Origin of the sequence: Streptomyces sp. CBMA152 (assembly GCF_014596475.1) — a bacterium.
GTDB lineage: Bacteria > Actinomycetota > Actinomycetes > Streptomycetales > Streptomycetaceae > Streptomyces.
The window spans coordinates 22,552-44,189 of record NZ_MECJ01000017.1 but is presented as its reverse complement, the minus strand read 5'-3'; the positions used below and the strand labels follow the sequence as shown (position 1 = coordinate 44,189).

Sequence of the window (21,638 nt, the reverse complement as noted above, 5' to 3'; positions counted from 1 at the left end):
CGCATCACCTTCCGCATTACGTTCTGCGTCACCATTCGCACCACCTTCCGCACCATCACTCGTACCACGCACAGCACGACGTACTACCGCCAACTACCGTGCTAAGGCGTGCGGTTGGCGTGCCATCCCGTCGGAGTGGGGCGGGAGGACTCGCGCGGAAGCTCCGGACCGGAGTCGTACCGGAGTCACACCTGAACCAGCCGGTGCCGCGCGTGTATCCCCTCTCCCGTCCCTGTCGTGCAATTCCGGCAACTCCGGCCGCTCTTCGCACCAGTACGACATGCGTCGCCTCGCTGCCCGCTTCCAGGCCGCGGACCGCCCCGCCGCCCCGGCGTCCGGCGATCTGCACGAGAGAGGAATCCCCCTACACATGGGCACCCCCTACATACGCGGCACAGCACGAAGAGCCCTGACCGGTCTCGCCTCGCTGTCCCTCGTCACCGGCGCCATGGTCGCCGCCACCGCAACCCAGGCGGCGGCCGCCCCGGCCCCGGAGTCGGCCAACAGCCACTCCGTGTCCAACCCGTACAGCCCCGCCTACGGGCACACCTACCGGCACGGTGTCGTGCCGACCGCGCAGCAGCACGCCAAGATGAAGGCGTGGGACGCCGCCCACCCCACCCCGAACGTGGCCACGGGACCGGAGACGCTGTCCTACGGCGGTGGCATCGACGGCATCGGCGTCCAGAGCGGTCACTCCAAGGTCTACCTGGTGTTCTACGGAACCCAGTGGGGCACGCAGACCACCGACGGCAACGGGAACGCCAAGTTCTCGGGTGACTCGGCGGGCGCCGCGGGCGCGGCCCAGCAGATGTTCAAGGGCATCGGCACCGGCAACGAGCTGTGGTCCGCCGACCTGACCCAGTGGTGCGACGGCCCCAACGTGGCGACGGGCGCGACCAGTTGCCCCTCGAACGCCAACTTCGTCCCATACCAGAGCGGCGGTGTGCTCTCCGGTGTGTGGTACGACAACGCGGCCGCATCGCCGAGCGCCGCGTCCGGGCACCAGCTCGGCCAGGAGGCCGTCAACGCGGCCGCCCACTTCGGCAACACCACGGCCGCGTCCAACCGCGACGCGTACTACGTGATCCTGTCGCCGCACGGCACCAACCCGGACAACTACCAGGGCCAGTACTGCGCCTGGCACGACTACAACGGTGACAGCACGCTGACCGGCGGGGCGGTGAACTCCCCGTACGGCGACGTCGCGTTCAGCAACCAGCCGTACAACATCGACTCGGGCCAGGGCTGTGGCGTCGGCTTCGTCAACTCGCCCGGCACCCTCGACGGCTGGACCATGACGCTCGGCCACGAGTGGCACGAGATGATGTCGGACCAGAACCCGGCGGGCGGCTGGACCAACCACACCGGCAGCTCGTACGACGGCCAGGAGAACTCCGACGAGTGCGCCTGGCTCAACCCCGGCACCGCCGGTGGCGCGGCCAACGTCACCATGGGCACCGGCACCTTCGCCGAGCAGGCCAGCTGGTCCAATGACACCAACGCCTGCGCGATCTCGCACCCGATCGTCGGCGGAACGTCCGGCAACACCGTGACGGTCACCAACCCGGGCAGCCAGACCACCACGGTCAACACGGCCGTCTCGCTGCAGATCAACGCCTCCGACTCGGGGAGCGGCCAGTCCCTGACCTACTCGGCCACCGGTCTGCCCGCAGGTCTTTCGATCAACTCCTCGACCGGACTGATCAGCGGTACGGTCACCACCACCGGCACCTCGTCCGTGAGCGTGACAGCCAAGGACGGCACTGGTGCCACCGGCAGCACGTCGTTCGGCTGGACCGTCTCGCCCGCCGGCGGAGGGGGCGTCACCAACGGCGGCTTCGAGACCGGCAGCCTCTCCGGCTGGACCGCCGCAGGCACCGCCACCGCCGCCACCTCGGCCGCCCACAGCGGGAGTTACGGTGCGATGGTCGGCTCGACCAACCCCAGCAACACGTCCTCGATCGCCCAGACCTTCACGGCGCCGAGCGGCAGCTCCAAGGTCTCCTTCTCGTACAACATCACGTGCCCCGACACCCTGACGTACGACTGGGCGACGGCCACCCTCAAGGACAACACGTCGGGCACCACGACGACCGTCCTCGCCAAGACCTGCACCCAGGGTGCGGGCTGGAAGACGGCCTCCGGCACCCTGACGGCGGGCCACAGCTACACCCTCACGCTCACCAGCAAGGACGACAACTACGCCGGTGACGCCACCTACACCTACTACGACGACGTGACCGTCTCCTGACGCTCACTCACCACCGTGTGACCGCAGGGGCGGGCCGTCCGGTCCGCCCCTGCGCTCCTCTTTTCCGGAGTTCCCATGGCTTTTCTGCCGGGCCGCCGTCGGCACACCGCGCGTCTTTTCGGGGTGACTCTGGCCGCCATCCTCGGTGTCGGTGCGGTCAACGGGTGCTCTCCTTCCGGCAGTTCGCACCCACCGGCTGACTCGCACACCGCCTCCGTGCCCCCGAAGACCGTCACCCTCGACGAGCATGCCCGCGGTACGGTCGTGAGAGTGAGTGTCGGGGCGGCCGTGCTGGTCCGTCTGCACAGTACGTACTGGTCCGTGCCCACCAGCTCCGACCCGCAGGTCCTGGCCCCCGTCGGCAAAGGCGGCAGCACGCCCGCGACGACGTGCCCGCCCGGCGCGGGCTGCGGCCTCGCCGTCGCCGACTTCACCGCCCGCCACCCCGGCACCGCGCACCTCTCCGCGCACCGCAACTCCTGCGGCGAGGCGATGCCGTGCCGCCCCGGCGACGGCAGCTACACCGTCACGGTGGAGATCACCTAGATCGGGGGTTTCGCCTGAACTCGGCCCCCATCAGGCAGAGCGTCGACTACCGAAGCCGCCCCGCGCTCTCTACCGTGGCATCGGTGATTCACTCGGGCGTGGGGGAGCCATGGAAGCTGAGCTGACGGCACTCGCGGTGTCAGGGGCGACGACGATGGTGACGCTCATGGTCTCGGACGCCTGGACACAGGCCCGAGGGCGGCTGGCGCGGGTGTTCAGCCGGGGCGGCGGGGACGACGACACGGGTCGGCTGGTCGACGAGTTGCAGGCCTCGCGCGAGGAGTTGCTGGCCGCTCGTGCGGCGGGCGACGACGAGGGCGCGGCCGACATCGAGGAGCAGTGGCGGCTGCGGATCCGTCGGATGCTGCGGGCGGACCCCACCGCCGCGCAGGAACTGCGGGAACTGCTTGACGACGTCGGCGTCCCGTCGCGCGGCGTGCGCAACGAGCTGTCGGGGGTGGTGCACGGGCCCAGCGTGCAGGCCGCGCAGATCCACGGTGGCATCACCTTCCACGTAGCACCGCAGCCGTCGCCCGGCCCGGACGTCACACCGGACGAAGTCCCGCCGCTGGTCGTCGACTTCATCAACCGTACGAAGGACATCGCGGCCCTCGACGACTGGTTCGGAGCCCAGCAAGGTGACACCTCCGCCAGAGTGCGGTTGGGGCTCGTCTACGGGATGCGGGGCGTGGGCAAGACCTCGATGGTCTGCCACTGGGCGGAACGCGGGCGGGACCTGTTCCCCGGCGGCCAGATCTACGTCGACTTCGCCCCGTTGGGCGGACTGTCGGGTGGCGGGGACGTCTCCGACGCCGTGCGCAGTTGCCTCATCTCCCTCGGCGTCGACGAGTCCGCGATCCCGCAGTCCACGGACGCACGTATCGCACGGTTCCGTACGCACTCGGCCAGCCGTCGGATGCTGGTCGTGCTCGACAATGTGAGCCATTCCGCGCAGATCAGGTCGCTGATTCCGAAGGGGCGGGGGAGCGCGCTGCTGGCCACGAGCAACGCCCGGCTCGGCGAACTTGCCATGGAGGGAGCCAAGTTGCTGCCGCTTGAGCCACTGGACAAGGACGGTGGGCTGCATCTGCTCGCCGCTACCTGTGGGGCCGAGGCGGTGGAGGCGGAACGGGCGGCCGCCGAGCGGCTTGTCGAGCTGTGTGGCGGGCTGCCGGTGGCGTTGAGTGTGCTGGCGGCCCGACTGGTCACCACCCCGGGGCTGACCATGGCCCGGCTCGCCGGTGAACTGGCCGATGAGGCCGACCCGTTGGAGGGCATGGCCCTGGGGTCCGCGCTGTCCGTCGGGGAGGAGCGTTCGGTGGCCGCCGTCTTCGATCTCACCTATCGCGAGCTCGCGCCGGAAGCGGCCCGGATGTACCGCCTGCTGTCGCTCCTGCCCGCCCGCACCTTCGACGTGGGAACGGCGGCGGTCGCCGCGAGCATCACTGCGGCGGCCGCCCGCGCACAGCTGACCGCATTGGAGGAGCTGCGCCTCCTCGACGTGGAGCCGAACGACGGCCGCTACCGCTTCCATGGTCTTGTACGTCTGCACGCGCGCCGGTGTGCCGAGCGGGAGGAGGCGGACGAGGTTCAACTGGCCCTCGTCCAGCGGGTGTTGACGCACTTTCTGGCGCTCACCGCCTTTGCCGACCGGGCGATCCGGGAGGACCGGTTGAGGGTCGCCGAGTTGGGCGCGCTGCTGCGTGACGCGCCCGATCCGTTCGCGGGTGACCGTGGACCGGATCCGCTGGACTGGCTGGAGGCCGAGCACCACAACATCCTCGACATGGTGCGGGCCGGGGCGCGGTACGGCCTCGCCGACCTGGTGTGGCCGCTGGCCGAGGCGTACACCGTACTGTTCCTCCACCATCGACATCTGGCGCCCTGGAAGGAGTCCCTGGAACTGGGGGCCGAGGCTGCGGCCGCGTGCATGGAGCCCGCGGCCGAGGCGCGGCTGCGCAGTCTGCTGTCGCGCCCGCTGATGGACCTCGGCGAGTACGACGCGGCCCGCGCCCAGCTGGAGGCGGCGGTCGCCTGCGCCGAGGTGTCGGGGAACGCGGTGGTGTGCGCCTCGGTGCAGGAGTTCCTGGGGCGGTACTGGGAGCGCTTCGACCTCGACCGTGCCATGGCGGCGTACCGGCGATCCCTCGAACTCAACACGGAGGCAGGGGAGTTGAGGGGTGCGGCCATCGCGTCGTACTTCCTGGGCTGTGCTCAGGACGCGCACGGCGAGCACGCCCTGGCCCTGGAGACCCTGCGCGGCGCGCGCCGGGCGCTGCTCGACTGCGACGACGCGAGGATGGCGGCGCGCGCGACGATCGCCCTCGCCTTCACCCACGACCACCTCGGCGACACCGACCGGGCGATCGTGGCCCTGACCGAGGCGGCCGCCGCGCTGCATGAGCAGAAGGCGGACCACTACGAGGCGCAGGCGCTGGTGGCGCTGGCCGCGATCGAGGAACGGACGGGCCAGGATCCGTCGGCCGTCCGCGCCCATCTGGCCAGGGCCCTGGAGATCTACGAGTCGCGCGGCAACCCGGAGGCGCAGGCGCTGCGGGAGCGGGTGATGGGGCTCGACGACGCGGGGTGAGCGCGGGCGGGGTGCGTGAGCGGCTCTACGAGCCGTCATCCCGGAGGCCGCAGCCGCACCACCACATCCTCCTCGCGTACGTCCCCGATCCGCAGCGTCACCACTGCGTCGTCCAGCGCGAGTTCGGCCCGCAGGCAGGTGTAGACGACGGCGGCCGCCAGGTCCGGGTCGCCGAGCGAACCGGTGGCCGTCGCCTCCACGATCCGCCCGTCCCGCAGCCCCACCACCGTGGTGCCGCCGCGCACCGGGGCGGCGGTCAACAGGCTGCCGGGGAAGCGGTCGAGTGTGTCGCGCGCCCAGCGCACGGCGGCTGACGCTGTGTCAGCCGGGTTCTGCCGGACCAGGACCGACGCGCTCTCCGTGAGGCGCCCGTCGCGCTCCTTGGTGTCACACGCGAGATGGACGTACGTGTCCGGCGCCTCGCCGACGTCGTCGGAGACCGCGGCGGGGCGCCGCCGCAGCGCCACGGCCGGGTGCCCCGCGACCGACGCGGTGAGCGATGTGGTGACCACCCAAGAGGTGACCGCAGCCCCCACCGGCTCCGGCAGCGGAGGGGCGACCACCGGCGGTGGGGTGTCCGTCGGCTCCGGCTGCCCCATGAGCTGGTACATGCAGGCCCGCAGCCGGGTCAGCGCCTCGCCGGGTGCGGCGAACGCGCGGTCGGCGATCTCCGCGTACTGGTGTGGCGTGTGCGTGCGCAGGGTTTCCTCGATCTGGCCGCGCAGATCGCCGTGCGGGTCGAGGTGGGGCGCGCTGCGGCCGAGGTCGGTGACGGCCGTGCCCGGCACCGCGTCCGCCCCGAACGCGCCGAGCAGTACCGGTTTGCCGAGCGCGGCCCCGTACAGCGTGACCGAACCGTGGTCGCCGATCACCACCGACGCGGCGAGCAGCGCGGAGCGCCACGCGTGCACCGGGGAGATGAGCATCAGCCCGGCGTCGAGGGCGGCGGCCTGGAGCGTACGGATCTGCCAGGCGCCGTGGCCCGACCAGATGTTGGGGTGGAGGATCGCGGCCACGCGGTACTCGTCGCAGGGCAGTTCGGCCAGGAGCCGGGCCGGGAGGTGGGGGAGCCGACCGAGCAGCGAGGTGGCACGCCAGGTGGAGCTGACCACCACCAACCGCTGCCCGTCTGCGACTCCGAGCGCTCGGCGGTACGCCTCCGCGTCGTCCAGTCCAGCGCGCAGTTCGTCGAAGCAGGGATCGCCGACGAGCAGGGTGTGCCCCGACGCCTTCGGGTGCGCGGCGAGCAGTTGCTCCTCCTGGCCGGGGTGCGAGACGGCCAGCCACGCGCGGCCCGCTTCGAGTAGTGGATCCGGTACGACGCCGGACAGTCGCTCGCGTGCGGAACGCGAATCCGGCACGTACTTCTGGAACCCGATGCCGTGCGGCAGGACCAGGACCGGGCAGTCGCCGTCCGGGACCTCGATGTTCTCGCTGGCGGAGACGATGAGGTCGGGCGAGATCCGGCTCAGCTGCGCCCAGGGCATCACCCGGCATCCGGCGTCGTGCAGCAGGTCGAGGACGCCGTCGTTGAAGGCGGACGTGGGGTCGTACGCGAAGACGACGGTCACTTTCTCGTCGCCGCGCAGCAGGGCGGGCAGGCACTCCAGTACGCGTACGGTCGAGGTGACCGTGCGTGCGGCTACGACGAGCGTCTTCTCGCCGCGAAACGTGCTCCAGCGGTGGGCGTCATCCCCGACGGGTACGCGAAGGGGCTGGCTAGCGTGCATGGCCACCCCGAAAAACTACGCGCCGCCCGCCCCAAAGCCCCGCGCGGCTCGCGGCTCGCGGCTCGCGGCTCGCGGCTCGCGGCTCGCGGCTCGCGGCTCGCGGCTCGCGGCTCGCGGCTCGCGGCTCAGCGTCGGCTTAGCGCACATCGGGTGGGGTGACAACCCTTCGGAGATTGAGGAGAGCGGCGGCTCGGTCGGGGGATCTACCGTACCGGGGTCCGCCCGGTACGGCCGGGCGGACCCCGCCGCCGGGCTAACGGTCCTGGGACAGTGCGTGCAACTCGCTGAACAGGCCGCCCGAGTGGAGCAGATCCTCGTACGTGCCCTGCTCGGTGATCCGGCCGCGTTCCATGACCACGATGCGGTCGGCCATCCGGGTGTTCTCGATGCGGTGCGTCACGACGATGGTGATGCGGTCGCGCGCGATGCCTTTGAGGACACTGAACATCCGGTGCTCACCGCGCGCGTCCATCTCCGACGTCGGCTCGTCGAGGATCAGGACCGGCGGACGGCGGTAGAGTGCGCGCGAGCACGCGATGCGCTGCCACTGGCCGCCGGAGAGCTCGCTGCCGCCCCACAGCTCGCGGGCCAGCAACGTGTCGAGACCGCGCGGCAGTTCCTCCACCGCCGCGCGCATCCCGACCGCGTCGACGGCGTCCCAGACCGGGTCGTCGTGGTGGGTGCGGGGCTGGCCGAGCGTGATGTTCTCCCGTACGGCGAGCGGCCACTGGCCGAAGAACTGCGGCACGAGCCCGGTGCGCCGCCACACCGTCTCCGGGTCGGCGGCGGCCACGTCGACCCCGTCCCACACCACCCGGCCCTTGTCGGCGAGGTAGAGCCCGGTGATGAGCCGGGTCAGGGTGGACTTGCCCGAGCCGTTCTCGCCGACCACCGCGACGACCTCGCCGCGCCGCAGGGTGAGCGAGACCCGGTTCACGGCGGGGGTCGCCTTGTTCGGGTACTGGTAGACGACCTCGTCGAGCCGGATCTCCTTCGGTTGCTCGGGTGCGGCCAACTCGCCGCGTTTCGGGGCGCGTTCGGTTGCGAAGTCGAGGAAGGAGCGCATGTCGGCGAGGTACAGGCTGGTGTGGAACATCGCCGCGCCGTAGATGACGACCTGCGACAGTGCCGCGAGCGAGCTCTGTACGGCGACGACGGCGGTCGCGGCCACACCGAGACCGACCCGGCCGGTCACCGCGAGCCACGCGAGGGTGGCCCAGGTGGCGAGCAGGAAGGCGCCGCCGAGGGCCGAGGTGGTCAGGGAGATGCGCAGCAGCCGGGGCGCCATCGCGAGGGTGCGACGGTCGATGCGTTCGGACAGGGACCGGTACCAGAACATCAGATAGCCGGTCATGCCGTTCGCCCGCACCTCGTCGGCGAGTTTGGGCGTGGTCGCCCACCAGCGCATCATGCCGCGCACATTGCGGTCGCCCACATTGGCGTAGTGCGTCTCGTAGTCGACCCGCGCCGACATGACCGCGCCGGCCCCGGCGGGCAGCACGGCGAGCACGAGCAGGCCCAGCATCAGGGGATGCAGCACGGTGAGGACGCCCGCCGCCGCGGTCATGCGGATGACGGCCGCCATGAAGTGCTGGGCGTCCTTCACCATCAAGTTGGTCCGCATCACGCCCATTTCGGCGGCCTCCTGCCGGTCGGCGAACCCCTCCTCGCCGTACGCGGCCGCCTCCACCCGGCACACCGCCTCGACCATGGCGGCGTCGGCGGCCGTCGTCAGCGGCGGGGTGATCCTGCCGTCCGCGTACGAGGAGAGCGCGGAGGTCACGCGCGCGACGGCCACGGCGAGCGCGATGACGATCAGGGCCGGTAACGCGGCGTCGAGCCGGTCGGCCGCCCGCCCGTCGCCCAGGATCGGCCGCATCGCGCGCGCCGTCGCGCCGAGCAGCAGGGCTGCCGCGAGGCCCGTCACGGCCTGGCAGACCACCAGCAGGACCACCGCGCCCCGGTCGATCCGCCAGGCCATCCGGCACGTCTGCCCGAGGACGGACGGCAGCCGGGAACACATATGGCGGAACGACGCCTCCCCGAGCGGGTTCTTCCCGTACGAACCCGAGAAGGTGATCTCGGTGGGCGGGGGCGGCTCCGGTGGTGCGCTGTTCGAACTGCGGTCGGTCTCGGCGGCGCTGCGGGACGGCTGCATGACGGCTCCTCGGTCGGCTTTCGCGGAACGTGACACATGCCTAACGCTGCTGATCAGCGCGGCGTAACGGCCAGTTCTCGATCGGAAGTTCGACTTTGGGGGCGCGATGCTTGGGAGGACTGGGCAGGGCGCCGGTCATCCGTAGTTCGAATCACTCGTGTGGGGTTGGGTACTCCGATCCGGGGATTGCCGGGCGGGCAGCTGAGGGTCAGTAACCTCCGGGCGCCGAAGCCGACGGTGTCGTCGCGGGCTCGTACGGCGTCGGCGTCCCAGGCGAGGTCGAAGGGGCCTCGGTGGACGGGGAGTTGGACTCCGAGGGCGGCGCCGACGTCACGGCCGTCGGCGCGCAGGGCGTCGGGGCGCCGGCCGAGGGCGACGGGTAGGGGGAACAGGGCGGGGACGCGCTGGGCGACGCGTACGTCTGAGAGGGCGGCGTGGTCTTCTTGTCGCCGCCTCCCTTGTCGCCCTTGTAGCGCTGGAACCATTCGTTGTGGTCCGGGTCGAACATGACGAAGACATCGACCACTTGGGTCGAGGGCGCGACCACGGCGACGTTCGACGGGCGGTACGCCGGCCAGGAGTCGCCCGTCGGCTTGGGCGTTCCTTGTTGGGCAACCGGCGGGGTCAGCGGATTGCCGCAGGCGCAGCGCACCCGGGGCACGCCCCGGTCGTCCACGAGGACGGCGGTGCCCGCCTGGAGCACGGCCTGGTAGGCGGTGGGGGAGCCGTCGCGGTAGCCGTGGTTGGTCACCCGGGTGTCGACGCGGAGCTGTACGGGGGTGAGCGCCCGGAGGTAGCGGGGGACGTCGCCGGGCGTGATGCCGAGGACCGAGGCGAACGCCTTCGTCTTCGCCGGGTCCGTCCCGAGCGCGGTGATCTGCTTCTCGACGTCGCAGCTCGCCACGTTCCGCGTACCGCCGTAGAGACCCGGCGCCGAACCGTCCACGCCACGCGTCACGTTGGCGGACGCCGACGTCGACGAGTTGGGCAGGGACGGGGGGCTGGGCGGCGGTGAACCGGTCCGTGCCGTGGACGGCGTGAAGGGCTCCGGGCCGTCCTTGCCCGCCGCCTGGAGGAAGACCTCGCTGCCGGCCCCCTTGCTGCCGCCTGAGCCGCTGGGGCGGGTGAAGACGATGATCAGGACTACGGCGGCGACCGTCGCGCCGGTCATCAGGGCGATTCGGGGGGCGGAGTGCCACCAGGGGCGGGCGTCGCCCGCGCCACGGTCCTGGGGGCCTTTGCCTTCGCCTTCGCCCGGGCCTTTGGGGTCTGTGGGGCCACCGGGACCTTCTGGGCCGTCCGGGCCGCCTGGGCCCTCGCCCGAGCCCCGGTCCGGGCCGCCGGGGCCGGTGCCTGAGCCACCTGGTCCGCCCGGGCCGCCCGGGCCGTACGCCCCGCCGCCCGTGTCGGCCGCGATCGTGTCGTCGTGGCCGCCGTCCTCGTGGGTGCCCCGGCCGGTGTCGCCCTCGCCCGCGCCGCTCGGTGGGCCTGTTGCCGGGCCCGGGCGGGACGGGCCCGAGAGGGGGCCGGACGGGGGGCCGGTGGGGCGGTCGGACGGGGGCGGTTCGTCGTCGCTCACGAGCTCTTCTTCCCAGGTCGGGGGCCCTGCGGGGACGCGGGGCGCGCGCCACCGGGGCGAACGGACGCCTCCGTACGACGGTGGGGGGAATCACCAGTTGCATCCGGTTCGTCCTCGGCCTGCCCATTGTGTGTACGGGCCCCGCCGCGCCCGCAAGCCGACGCGGTCGGCCCTCCATGACGGGCGGGACTCGCCGGGGCTGCTTAGCGTGACAAGCGTGAGCCAGGAGACACCGCCGGACACCTCCGCGAAGCCAGGACGCGCCCGCCACGGCTGGGGCGAGGCCTTCGTGGCGGTGCTCGCCGGGCTGATCGCGATGGCCCTCGTCGCCGCGCTCGGCCTGCTCGCGGCGGGTGCGGGGGATCTGCCCGACAACGCGTTCCCGCAGGTCGTGGGGGCGGTCATGGTGATGGCGGTCGGCGGTTCCGTCGCGGTCAAGGGCGACGCCGGTGTGCTCGCCGACACGAACGCCGGGCTGACCGTATTGCCGCTCTCGGTCACGCTCGTCGGAGCGCTGGTGATCGCCGCCGGTTTCCTGCGGCCCCTGCGCCACCGGGCCGTCGCGGGCGCCCGCGAGCTGGCTCTCTGGGCCGCCCGGGTCGCTGTCCTGTGGCTGATCGCGCTGCTCGGGCTCTCGTTCCTGGCCCGCCACCGGTTCGCGATCGGGCTCGGCGGCACGATCGGCGACATCGGCGACCTGCTCGGCGCCACGCCCAAGGTCGGGTTCGAGGCCCAGGTGTGGCCCACGCTGTTCTTCGGGCTGTGCTGGCTCGCGGGTCTGCTCTTTCTGGCCCTGCTGGTCTCGCGCAAGGCCCCGCTCCCCGCTCAACTGCTGCGCTTCCAGGAGTCGGTACGCCCGGCCGCCTTCGCGATGGTCGTGCTGCTCCTGGCCTATGTTGTGATCGGGCTCGTGGTCGGCCTCATCGTCGCCGTGGCCAGGGGGCACACGGCCGAGACGTTCGCCGTGATCCTGCTCGGCCTGCCGAACCTCGTCTGGCTCGCGCTCACTCTCGGGCTCGGCGCCTCGTGGGAGGGCCGGGTGGACGGGCCGTTCGGGCTGCCCATGCCGCACGTCCTGGACCAGGTGCTGCGTACGCCGGACCTCGCCACCCTGAACCTGCGCACCCTGGCCGACCACGACGGCCGGGTGTGGTGGCTCCTTGTGGTGGCCGCGCTGCTGGTCCTGGGCGCGGGGTTCCTGATGGCCGCCCGCTCCCCGGCCTACGTACGCTCCTGGCAACACGCCCTGCACCTCGCGATCGCCCTGGCCCTCACCGTCCTCGCCGTCTGCCTCCTGTCCCGGATCTCCGCTCATTACGGCCTGTCGCTGCTGGGAATCGGCGACATCGGCGGCGGCCTCGCGGGCCAGGTGTCCCTGCAGCCCCACCTGTGGCGGGCGGTGGGTCTCGCGGTGCTGTGGGGTCTGGTGGCGGGCTTCTTGGGGAGCGTGCTGGCGAGAGGCGTACGACGGAGAGGCGAGGTGGACCGAGTGGTCGGCCAGGACCCGACATCGGGCGATGCCGTTTAGGGGCGCGGGGAACTGCGCGACAAGCCACGCACGGTCCGCGGCAAAATGACTTCCACTGGAGCAACTCAGTGCCGGGGCGTGATAAAAACGGCCCGAGCCCACGGCGGAGGCTGAGGCGGCGGCTCCACAACTTCCGGCGCAGCAACGACCCGCAGATCCACCTGGGTCGGAGGATGCCCCTGCCCGGCAGAGCCGACGGCCGCTGCCCGCAGGGCAGAGACGAACGCAAGACAAGACCCGTACCGATCATCCGGCAGCTTGGCCAGCGCCTTGGCCATGACACCATCCACCGCATCCGCGAGCTGAGGACGGCTCTCGGTGAGCGCGGGCGGCCGATCGTACTGATGCGCCCAGAGCAGCGCCATGTCGTCGTCCCGCCGGAACGGCGGTGCCCCCGCCAGCATCTCGTACACCACGCACGCGAGGCTGTAGACGTCGCAACGGCCGTCCACCGGGCGCCCCGAGATCTGCTCCGGGGCCACATAGTCGAGCGTGCCGACGAACTGGCCGACCGTCGTGAACCCGGTCAGCGACAGCGACTTCTTGGTCAGGCCGAAGTCGGTGAGGTAGACGTGCTCGGGGTGCTCGCTGTCGGTGCCCGGGGCCACCAGGATGTTGCCCGGTTTGACGTCGCGGTGGACGAGGTCGTGCTCATGCGCCGCGTCGAGCGCGGACGCGACCTGCGCCGCAATACGGGCCGCCGTCGGCAGGAGCAGCGGACCCTCCTGGTCGAGCAGCGCGCGCAGGTCGCGCCCCGAGACGTAGCGCATGGCGATGTACAGGACGCCGTCGGTCTCGCCCGCCTCGAAGATCGGCACGATGTGCGGATGGTCGATCGCGGCGGCCACCCGGGACTCGTGCGTGAAGCGCTGGCGGAACGTGTCGTTGCGGGCCAGTTCGGGCGCGAGCAGCTTCAGCGCGACCGTGCGGTCGAGCCGCAGGTCACGGGCCCGGTAGACCACGGCCATCCCGCCGCGCCCGATCTCCGCCTCGACCCGGTAACCGGCGATCTTCCGCCCGATGAGGTCGGAGGGCCGCCCGGTGTACGCACCGTCGGGCGCCATCAGACGTCACCGGGCCCGACGATCCGGGTGGCGTCCGTCGGGCCCACGGCGGAGTCGTCGCCGGGAGACGACTCACCGACCTCCGACGGCCGTCCCGTCGTCGCATACGTACTGAGCCGCGTCCCGTCGCAGTACACCCACCGCTCGTGCTCCGCGTCGTACAGCCACACCGCCTCGCCGTCGACGATCATGCCGACCCGCAGTCCCTGGGTGTGCTGGCGGAACGACTCGCCGTCGAGGCGGCCCGCGGCCAGCTCCTCCGCCGCGCTGCGGTAGCGGATCATCATGTCCTGGGCCCGGGCGAGCAGCGGGCGCGGGTCCGCCGTACGGGCCAGGGGCGCGCCCGGGACCGGCGGATCCTGGGGGACGGCGACCAGCAGGCGGCCGTCCACCCACGCCGACCAGTCGTTGGCGCACACGATCCGCGCCCAGTCGCCGTGCCGCTCCGCCAGTCGTACGGGCAGCAGCGCGTCCAGCGGGACCGTGGGGCGCCCGGGGTCCGGGCTCTCCCAGGCCGCGAGCCCGCCGGGCGGGACGACGTGGGTGGGGCGGAAGTCCACCGGAGCGGTCATCGCGGCCGCCTACTTCCGCATCACGGACGGCTCGTGGCGCCGCAGCAGCCGGGCGACAACGAAGCCGAACAGTACGGAAAGCGCCACCAGCATGCCCATGTTGAGCAGCCATACGCCCGTGTCGTGTTTGAACAGCGGGTCGCCGGTCAGGTCGCCCGGCAGGATCCTGGCGAGCCCGATCGTGCCCGCCATCGCGCCCAGCGCCCAGCGGGACGGCACCAGCCACGCCAGCTGCTCGACGCCCGGCACGCCGTGGAGCTTCAACAGCGCGCCGCAGAAGACCACTTGGACGATGGCGAGCAGGACGAGCAGCGGCATCGTGACCTCCTCCTTGCGCACCAGCGCCGAGACGAGCAGGCCGAGCATCATCGCGGTGAACGCCAGCAGGGCCACCGCCGCCGTGATCTCCACCAGCGGTGGCATGAGCACGCCCTTGCCGCCGGGTGCGTTGAGCCGTACGCCGAACAGGCCGACCAGGGTCAGGACGACGGCCTGGAGCACGGTGACCGTCCCCAGGACCACCACCTTGGACATCAGATACGCGGATCTGGACAGGCCGACCGCCCGTTCGCGCTGGTAGATCACCCGTTCCTTGACCAGCTCCCGTACCGCGTTGGCCGCTCCGGTGAGCACACCGCCGACACACAGGATGAGCAGCGCGTTCATCGCCGTCTCCCGGGTCAGCTCACCGCCCGCGAGCGCCCTCGCCATCGCGCCCATCACGAAGGGCAGCGCGATCATGATCGCGAGGAACGTCCGGTCGGCGCCGAGCGCGGCCGCGTACCGGCGTACGAGGGTGCGCAGCTGGGAGCCCCAGCTCTGGGCCTTCGGCGGGGGTCCCACAGTCCGGGCGGGCGCGGCCCCGTCGAGGTGCGGCTGGGCGCTGGCGGCGACGACGTAACGCTGGTGCAGCGGCGAGCCGTCGTACTCGCGCGCCCAGTCGCGCTCGCGGTCCCGCTCGAAGGCCTCGAACGCCTCCGGCCACTCGGCGAAGCCGAAGAACGGCAGGGTCTCGCGCGGCGGCCCGTAGTACGCGATCCGGCCGCCGGGCGCCAGCACCAGCAGCCGGTCGCAGACGTCGAGGCTGAGCACACTGTGCGTGACCACGATGACCGTACGGCCGTCGTCCGCGAGCCCTCGCAGCATGTGCATCACCGAGCGGTCCATGCCGGGGTCGAGGCCGGAGGTGGGTTCGTCGAGGAAGAGCAGCGACGGCTTGGTGAGCAGTTCCAGGGCGACGCTGACGCGTTTGCGCTGGCCGCCGGAGAGGCTGTGGATGGACTGGTCCGCACGCTGTTCCAGGCCGAGTTCGCCGATCACCTCGTCGACCCGGGCGCGGCGCTCGGCCTTGGCGGTGTCCTGCGGAAAGCGCAGTTCGGCGGCGTAGCCGAGGGCCCGGCGGACGGTCAGCTGGGCGTGCAGGATGTCGTCCTGCGGGACGAGGCCGATGCGCTGGCGCAGCTCCGCGTAGTCCCGGTAGAGGTCGCGGCCGTCGTAGAGGACCGTGCCCCGGTCGGCGGGCCGCTGGCCGGTCAGGGCGTTGAGCAGGGTGGACTTTCCGGCGCCGCTGGGGCCGACGACGGCGAGCAGGCACTTCTCGCCGACCGGGAACGACACGTTGTCGAGCAAGGTCTTACGGCCCCGGTCCACGGCGACGGTCAGATCCTGCACATCGAGGGAGACCTCGCCGGTGTCGACGTATTCCTGGAGCTCGTCGCCGACCAGGCAGAACGCCGAGTGGCCGACGCCGACGATGTCGCCCGGCGCGACCAGGGCGCGGGCGACGGGCTGGCCGTTGAGGAAGGTGCCGTTGTGGCTGCCGAGGTCGACGATCTCGTAGCCGCCGTCCGGGTGCGCGCGCAGTTCCGCGTGGCGGCGTGAGACCACCAGGTCGTCGACGACGAGGTCGTTGTCGGCGGCGCGGCCGATCCGTACGGTCTTCGCGGGCAGCGGGCGCACCGACGTCGGTTGGCGGAAGACGCCGGTGGCGGAGGGCATGGAGACGGCCGAAAGCCGCTCCGGGGCGTGGACGGGCGGCGCGCGGCCCACCAGGACGGCGCGCGGGCCGTCGGCGGGGCTGCCGAACCGGATCTCGCTGCCCGGGCCGACGTCCCACTCGTGGACGCGTCGGCCGTCGGCGTACGTTCCGTTGGTGCTGTCCTCGTCCTCGACGGTCCAGTGGCCCGCCTCGGCGCGCAGCACGGCGTGGTGCCAGGACACACGCGCGTCGTCGATGACGATCTCGCTGAGGGGGTCGCGCCCGACGTGATAGTCCCGGCTCGGACTCATCACCGTGGAGCCGGTATCGGTCTCCAGGACGAGTTCGGGCGCCGTCGGTACGGCCGACCGCTCTCCCATGGGGTGAATTCTACCGATCCACACCTTTTCGCGCCTTGCGGTGGTGTGGGCGTGGCCGTCCAGGCGCTGCCCTGTACCACCAGGGTTTACCGGCGGCCGCTTCCCGTCGTCCGCCTGCTGGATGTGCGGCCGAAACCCCCGGCCCTAGATTGCGACGCGGACCGCGAGACCGTACCGAAACCCGCCGAGAGAGGACCTGGGCATGTTACGGATCCACCGAAAGAGCAGAAAGAGAAGACGCGGCGGCCTGCGCGCCCGTGCGGTGGCCCTGGCGACCGTCTGCGCCACCGCGTGCGGGGTGCTCGCGCTCGCGCCCCAGCCCGCCTCGGCGGCACCCCCCAACTACACCGGCGACCCCGTGCAGTACTGGAACGACGTGCTGCTCGGCGCGATCCGCACGGCCGGTGGCGCCCCCGGCCCGATCAGCCGGGCCGCCGCCATGATGAACACCGCGATCTACGACGCGGAGAGCTCGTACCAGCTGCGCTGGCGCACCATGACCTCCGACCCGTACCTCCAGGCGATCAACTACTCCAAGGGCTGGGGGTACGAGGGGCCGGGCGAGGAGGAGCGGGCGATCGGGCGGACCGCCTACAACGTCCTGCTCAAGCTGTTCCCGGACCAGACCACCTATCTGGACAACAAGTTCAAGGAGCGGTTCGGGACCAACTCCACCGACTTCGACATCATCGACCTCACGCTGGTCGGCACGATCGTCAAGAACATCCAGAACTTCCGTACGGCCGACGGCTCGGACGACAGAAGCGTGTACACGCCCGACGGCAAGCCCGGCGCCTGGCAGCCCACCAGCTACCCCGACCTGCCGGACCCGGCCTGCGCCCAGGGCAGCCAGGCGGTCACCCCCACCTGGGGCCTGGTCAAGCCGTGGGCGATGACGTCCGGCTCCCAGTTCCGGCCCCCGACGCCGGGAACGTACGCCTCGTACGAGAGTCTGCTGGCGAGCCCCGCCTACGCGAGCCAGGTCGACGCGGTGCGCACCCTCGGTGCCGCCGGGTCCACCGCGCGGACGACCGACCAGACCGCGGCCGCCTGGTTCTGGGCCAATGACGCCAACGGCACCTTCAAGCCGCCGGGGCAGCTGCTCGACACGACCGCGCGGGTCGCCAAGGACCACAATCTGACGCCGTATCAGAATGCCCGGCTCTTCGCGCTGGTCTCGGTCGCCATGGCGGACGCGGCCATCGGGGAGTGGGACGTCAAGTACCGTACGCCGATCGACCTGTGGCGGCCGGTCTCCGCGATCCGCGAGGGCGGGCTCGACACCACCTGGAAGCCGCTGTCGGGCACCTCGCCCTGCTTCCCGGCGTGGGCCTCGGGCCACGCCGCGTTCAGCGCCGCCTGGGCGGGGGTCATGCGGCAGTACTTCACCAGCGACAACGTGAGCTTCACCGTGACCACGGACGACCCGAAGTCGCCCATGCGGACCCGCTCGTTCACCAGCTTCAGCCAGGCCGCGCACGAGGACGGCGACAGCCGGGTCTGGCTCGGCGTCCACTACCCGTGGGACGCGAGCGACGGCTACACCCTGGGCGACTCCATCGCGACCTGGGTGTTCACCCACAAGATGAGGGCCGCCGGGTCCTGATCCGATGAGAGCGGGCGGCGCCCGCCCCAATGGGCGGGCGCCGCTCACGTACACCTGATAAACCGTCAGCCGTCCTCCGGCGGCCGCTGCGAGGTCGGCCGGTCGGCGGCCGACGGGTCGAGGATGCGGTTGAGGAAGTTCCTGGTCCGCTCCTCGCGCGGGGCGCCGACCACCTGGGCCGCCGGCCCCTGCTCGACGATCACGCCGCCGTCCATGAACACCACCCGGTCGGCGACCTCGCGGGCGAAGCTCATCTCATGGGTGACGACCATCATCGTCATGCCCTCGCCCGCCAGCACCCGCATCACCGCGAGGACGTCCCCGACGAGCTCCGGGTCGAGCGCCGAGGTCGGCTCGTCGAAGAGCATGACCTCGGGGCCCATCGCGAGCGCCCGGGCGATGGCGACCCGCTGCTGCTGGCCGCCGGAGAGCTGCGCCGGGTACGCGTCGGCCTTGTCGGCGAGCCCCACCCGGTCCAGGTTCTCGCGGGCGACGGCCGCCGCCTTCGCCTTGTCCCGGCGCAGCACCCGGCGCTGCGGCAGGATCAGGTTCTCGGTGACCGTGATGTGCGGGAAGAGGTTGAACTGCTGGAAGACCATGCCGATACGGCGCCGCACCGCGTCGATGTCGACGTCCAGGTCGGTGACTTCGGTGCCGCCCACGTACACCTGGCCCGCGCTCGGCTCCTCCAGCAGGTTGACGCACCGCAGCAGTGTCGACTTGCCCGAGCCGGAGGGGCCGATGACGCACACCACCTCGCCCCGGGCGACCTCCAGGTCGATGCCGCGCAGCACCTCGTTGTCGCCGAACGACTTGCGCAGCCCGCGGATCTCGATCTCGTTCTGTGGCATCGCTTCCTCACCTCGCCCGGTCGGCGCGGGCCTCTAGGCGGCGCACCACGAAGCTCAGGGGCACGGTCACTATCAGGTAGCACAGCCCGGCGACCAGGATCGGGGTGGAGTTGGCGCTCTCGCTGGCCAGGTCGCGGCCGTACTTGGTGAGCTCCCGCTCCTCCAGGGTGACCCCGAGGAACAGCACGAGCGAGGAGTCCTTGAACAGCAGCACCAGTTCGTTGGTCAGAGGTGGGATGACGATACGGAACGCCTGCGGGATGATCACCGAGATCATCGCCCGCGCGTGCGAGAACCCCAGCGAGCGGGCCGCCTCCATCTGGCCCTTGGGCACCGCCTGGATGCCGGCCCGGATCGTCTCGGCCATATAGGCGGCGGCGACCAGACCGAGTCCGAGGGCGACCTTTCCGTACGTACCGCCGGGGATCTCCGTGCCGGGGAACGCCAGCGGGACCGCCACCCCCACGAAGATGAAGATCAGCAGGGCGGGCAGTCCCCGGAACAGCTCGATGTAGATGCTCGCGACCCAGCGGTAGGGCGCCACCGACGACAGCCGCATCAGCGCGACGACCAGGCCGAGCACCAGACCGAAGACGAAACCGGAGAGGGTGTAGACGACGGTGTTGCGCAGGGCGGTGGTGATGATGTCCGGGAAGAGCTTGCGGACGAGGTCAGGCTGCGCGAACTGGTTCTGCAGCCTGCCCCAGTCGGCCAGCACACCGATGGTGATCAGCACGCCGAGGAAGACGACGTACTGGATGCCCTGCGAGACGCGCCTGCGCTGACGCCTCGTCAGGCGGGAGGTCACGACTGGGCCTTGGGAAGCGGGCCGATCCACTCCTCGTACAGCTTGTTGTACGTGCCGTCCGCCTTGGCGTCCGTGATGGCCTTGTTGATGGCGTCGAGCAGCTTGGTGTTGCCCTTCTTGACCGAGAAGCCGTACTGCTCGCCGGTCGAGATGTTCTCGCCGAGCGCGAACTCGTCGGCGTTGGCCTTGTTCTTGAGCCAGCCCTGGACGACGGGGTAGTCGATGATGACGGCGTCGACCTGGCCGGTGCGCAGCCCGTTGAGCACTGCGTCCGAGCTCTCGAAGGCGACCGGGTTGAAGCCCTTGCCCTTGGCGTAGCTCTCGCCGGTGGTCTCCGCCTGGGCGCCGAGCTTCTTGCCCTTGGCCTTGAGGTCGGCGAGCGAGGTGACGCCGCTCTTCTTGGTGGCGAGCAGCGCCTGGGTGGCGTCGAAGTAGGGCATCGAGAAGTCGACGTTCTTCTTGCGCTCGTCGGTGATGGTCATACCGGCGGCGGCGAGGTCGCACTGGCCCGAGTTGAGGAAGGCACCGGTCTTGAAGTTCTCGAACGGAGTGTCGAGGATCTTCTGTTCGACCTTGAGGTTCTTGGCCACGAGGTCGATGAGGGACACGTCGAAGCCCACGACCTTGCCGTTCTGCTCCGACTGGAAGGGCGGATACGGCAGATGGGTGCAGGTGGTCAGCTTGCCCTTCTTGACCACCGGAACACCGCCCGCGGCCTCTCCGGAGCCGCCGCCCGACGACGAGCAGCCGGCGACCGCGAACAGCACTGCCGCGGCTGCTGTGGCGGTGGCGGATGTACGGATACGGTGAGCCGTCCTGGTCACGGTTGACCTCCATGGATACGGGGGTGGCTGAGGAGCGGAACCGTTCAGCCATGATCGTATGAGACTGGGGGTCACTTCGCCCGGGAACCCGGCAGGCGCGCCGATGACGTCATCCGTACACCCGGAGTTCGGGCAGGCGGGGGAGGGGTATCGGCGACACGGCTCAACTTGGCCATCTAGGCTGATCATTGACAGTCCACCAGGCCCCCAGGAGACGACGCCCGTGACCGACAACCCGGCACACCTCGATGCTCCCGAGCACGTCCGGAGCAGGATCAACACCGCCCAGCCGCACACCGCCCGGATCTGGAACTACTGGCTCGGCGGCAAGGACAACTACGAGGTCGACCGGGCGGTCGGCGACCAGATCCGCGAGCTCCACCCGGGCATCGGCGACTACGCCCGGGCCGACCGGCTCTTCCTCGGCCGGGCCGTGCGCCACCTCGTCGCCGACCGGGGCATCCGCCAGTTCCTCGACATCGGCACCGGTCTGCCCACCGCCGACAACACCCATGAGGTGGCCCAGCGGATCGCGCCGGAGTCCCGGATCGTCTACGTCGACAACGACCCGCTGGTGCTCGCGCACGCCCGCGCCCTGCTGACCAGCACGCCCGAGGGCCGCACCGACTACCTCGACGCGGATCTGCGCGATGTGGACTCCATCCTGGAACACGCCGCCAAGACCCTGGACTTGAGCCAGCCGGTCGCGCTGATGCTGCTCGGCGTCGTCATCTTCATCGGGGACGACGAGCAGGCGTACGGGCTGGTGCGCAATCTGATGGACGCGCTCGCCCCCGGCAGCTTCCTGGTGCTCTCCCACACCGTCACCCACCCGGACATGCCGGACGTCGACGAGGCGGTGGCGTTCTGGAACGAGCACGGCACGCCCAAGCTCACCCAGCGCACCCCCGAGCAGACCGCCCGCTTCTTCGACGGCCTGGAGATCCTGGAGCCGGGCGTCGTCTCCTGCTCGCGCTGGCGGCCGGAGGACGCGTCGGCGCCGGAGCCGGACGAGGTGGCCATGTTCGGCGGCGTCGGCCGCAAGGCCTGACCGTCCCCGGGTCCGCTCCTGGCGGGGAATTGGTGCTGCCTTTGCCATTGCGGGGATCTCCCATGGGGAAGTCCCCGCAATGCGCCATTCGTCACGGGAAGTGTTTCGCCGCCCCTTGA

At 71.2% G+C, this 21,638-nt stretch carries 15 protein-coding genes; 6 read left to right on the top strand and 9 right to left on the bottom strand.

The features are described from left to right. Positions 1–370: 370 nt before the first annotated feature. The 3 genes from BG418_RS16315 (at position 371) to BG418_RS16305 (ending at position 5,390) form a co-directional block, all read left to right on the top strand. A complete protein-coding gene (locus BG418_RS16315; protein ID WP_188274608.1) occupies positions 371–2,254 on the top strand; it encodes an Ig domain-containing protein in 1,884 nt (627 codons plus the stop codon). Between the two features lie 270 nt (positions 2,255–2,524). Continuing rightward, entirely contained in the window at positions 2,525–2,800 is a 276-nt protein-coding gene (locus BG418_RS16310) for a hypothetical protein (protein ID WP_188274607.1), read from the top strand. A gap of 109 nt (positions 2,801–2,909) precedes the next feature. Further along, positions 2,910–5,390, top strand: coding sequence for a tetratricopeptide repeat protein (locus tag BG418_RS16305; RefSeq protein WP_188274606.1), 2,481 nt, complete (start codon positions 2,910–2,912; stop codon positions 5,388–5,390). Positions 5,391–5,425: 35 nt separating this feature from the next. Here the strand turns inward: BG418_RS16305 and BG418_RS16300 are convergent, their stop codons facing one another. The 3 genes from BG418_RS16300 to BG418_RS16290 all read right to left on the bottom strand — a co-directional run bounded on the left by BG418_RS16300 (position 5,426) and on the right by BG418_RS16290 (position 10,857). Further along, a complete protein-coding gene (locus BG418_RS16300) occupies positions 5,426–7,120 on the bottom strand; it encodes a hypothetical protein (RefSeq protein ID WP_188274794.1) in 1,695 nt (564 codons plus the stop codon). A 253-nt stretch (positions 7,121–7,373) separates the two neighbouring features. Then, on the bottom strand, positions 7,374–9,278 hold the full coding sequence (locus tag BG418_RS16295; RefSeq protein ID WP_188274605.1) for an ABC transporter ATP-binding protein: 1,905 nt from the start codon (positions 9,276–9,278) through the stop codon (positions 7,374–7,376). Between the two features lie 208 nt (positions 9,279–9,486). Continuing rightward, complete coding sequence (locus tag BG418_RS16290; protein ID WP_188274604.1) at positions 9,487–10,857, bottom strand: DUF6777 domain-containing protein; 1,371 nt, start codon at positions 10,855–10,857, stop codon at positions 9,487–9,489. 217 nt (positions 10,858–11,074) lie between these two features. Between BG418_RS16290 and BG418_RS16285 the strand changes: the two genes are divergently transcribed. Then, a complete protein-coding gene (locus tag BG418_RS16285) occupies positions 11,075–12,385 on the top strand; it encodes a streptophobe family protein (RefSeq protein ID WP_188274603.1) in 1,311 nt (436 codons plus the stop codon). 65 nt (positions 12,386–12,450) lie between these two features. Here the strand turns inward: BG418_RS16285 and BG418_RS16280 are convergent, their stop codons facing one another. Genes BG418_RS16280 through BG418_RS16270 form a run of 3 tightly spaced genes read right to left on the bottom strand, consistent with a single transcriptional unit; the run spans position 12,451 to position 16,379 of the window. Next, the gene (locus BG418_RS16280) at positions 12,451–13,449 is read right to left on the bottom strand and encodes a serine/threonine-protein kinase (RefSeq protein WP_188274602.1); all 999 of its coding nucleotides are present in this window, start codon (positions 13,447–13,449) and stop codon (positions 12,451–12,453) included. Then, the gene (locus BG418_RS16275) at positions 13,449–14,021 is read right to left on the bottom strand and encodes a hypothetical protein (RefSeq protein ID WP_223184934.1); all 573 of its coding nucleotides are present in this window, start codon (positions 14,019–14,021) and stop codon (positions 13,449–13,451) included. The genes BG418_RS16280 and BG418_RS16275 overlap by 1 nt, the downstream gene beginning before the upstream one ends. A 9-nt stretch (positions 14,022–14,030) precedes the next feature. Then, a complete protein-coding gene (locus tag BG418_RS16270) occupies positions 14,031–16,379 on the bottom strand; it encodes an FHA domain-containing protein (protein ID WP_188274601.1) in 2,349 nt (782 codons plus the stop codon). Between the two features lie 202 nt (positions 16,380–16,581). On the opposite strand from BG418_RS16270, the gene BG418_RS16265 reads away from it, so the two are divergent. Next, positions 16,582–17,985, top strand: a complete 1,404-nt coding sequence (locus tag BG418_RS16265) for a vanadium-dependent haloperoxidase (protein ID WP_188274600.1) — start codon at positions 16,582–16,584, stop codon at positions 17,983–17,985. A gap of 65 nt (positions 17,986–18,050) precedes the next feature. On the opposite strand, the gene BG418_RS16260 is transcribed toward BG418_RS16265, so the two are convergent. The 3 genes from BG418_RS16260 to BG418_RS16250 are packed head-to-tail and all read right to left on the bottom strand — an operon-like array spanning position 18,051 to position 20,468. Continuing rightward, positions 18,051–18,836, bottom strand: coding sequence for an amino acid ABC transporter ATP-binding protein (locus tag BG418_RS16260; protein WP_188274599.1), 786 nt, complete (start codon positions 18,834–18,836; stop codon positions 18,051–18,053). Positions 18,837–18,843: 7 nt separating this feature from the next. Then, positions 18,844–19,644: an amino acid ABC transporter permease gene (locus BG418_RS16255; RefSeq protein ID WP_317453669.1), complete on the bottom strand. Its 801-nt coding sequence runs from the start codon at positions 19,642–19,644 to the stop codon at positions 18,844–18,846. Continuing rightward, a complete protein-coding gene (locus BG418_RS16250; RefSeq protein ID WP_188274597.1) occupies positions 19,641–20,468 on the bottom strand; it encodes a transporter substrate-binding domain-containing protein in 828 nt (275 codons plus the stop codon). Before BG418_RS16250 ends, BG418_RS16255 begins: the two co-directional genes overlap by 4 nt. Before the next feature lie 223 nt (positions 20,469–20,691). On the opposite strand from BG418_RS16250, the gene BG418_RS16245 reads away from it, so the two are divergent. Then, on the top strand, positions 20,692–21,519 hold the full coding sequence (locus BG418_RS16245) for an SAM-dependent methyltransferase (RefSeq protein ID WP_317453668.1): 828 nt from the start codon (positions 20,692–20,694) through the stop codon (positions 21,517–21,519). Positions 21,520–21,638: the final 119 nt, after the last annotated feature.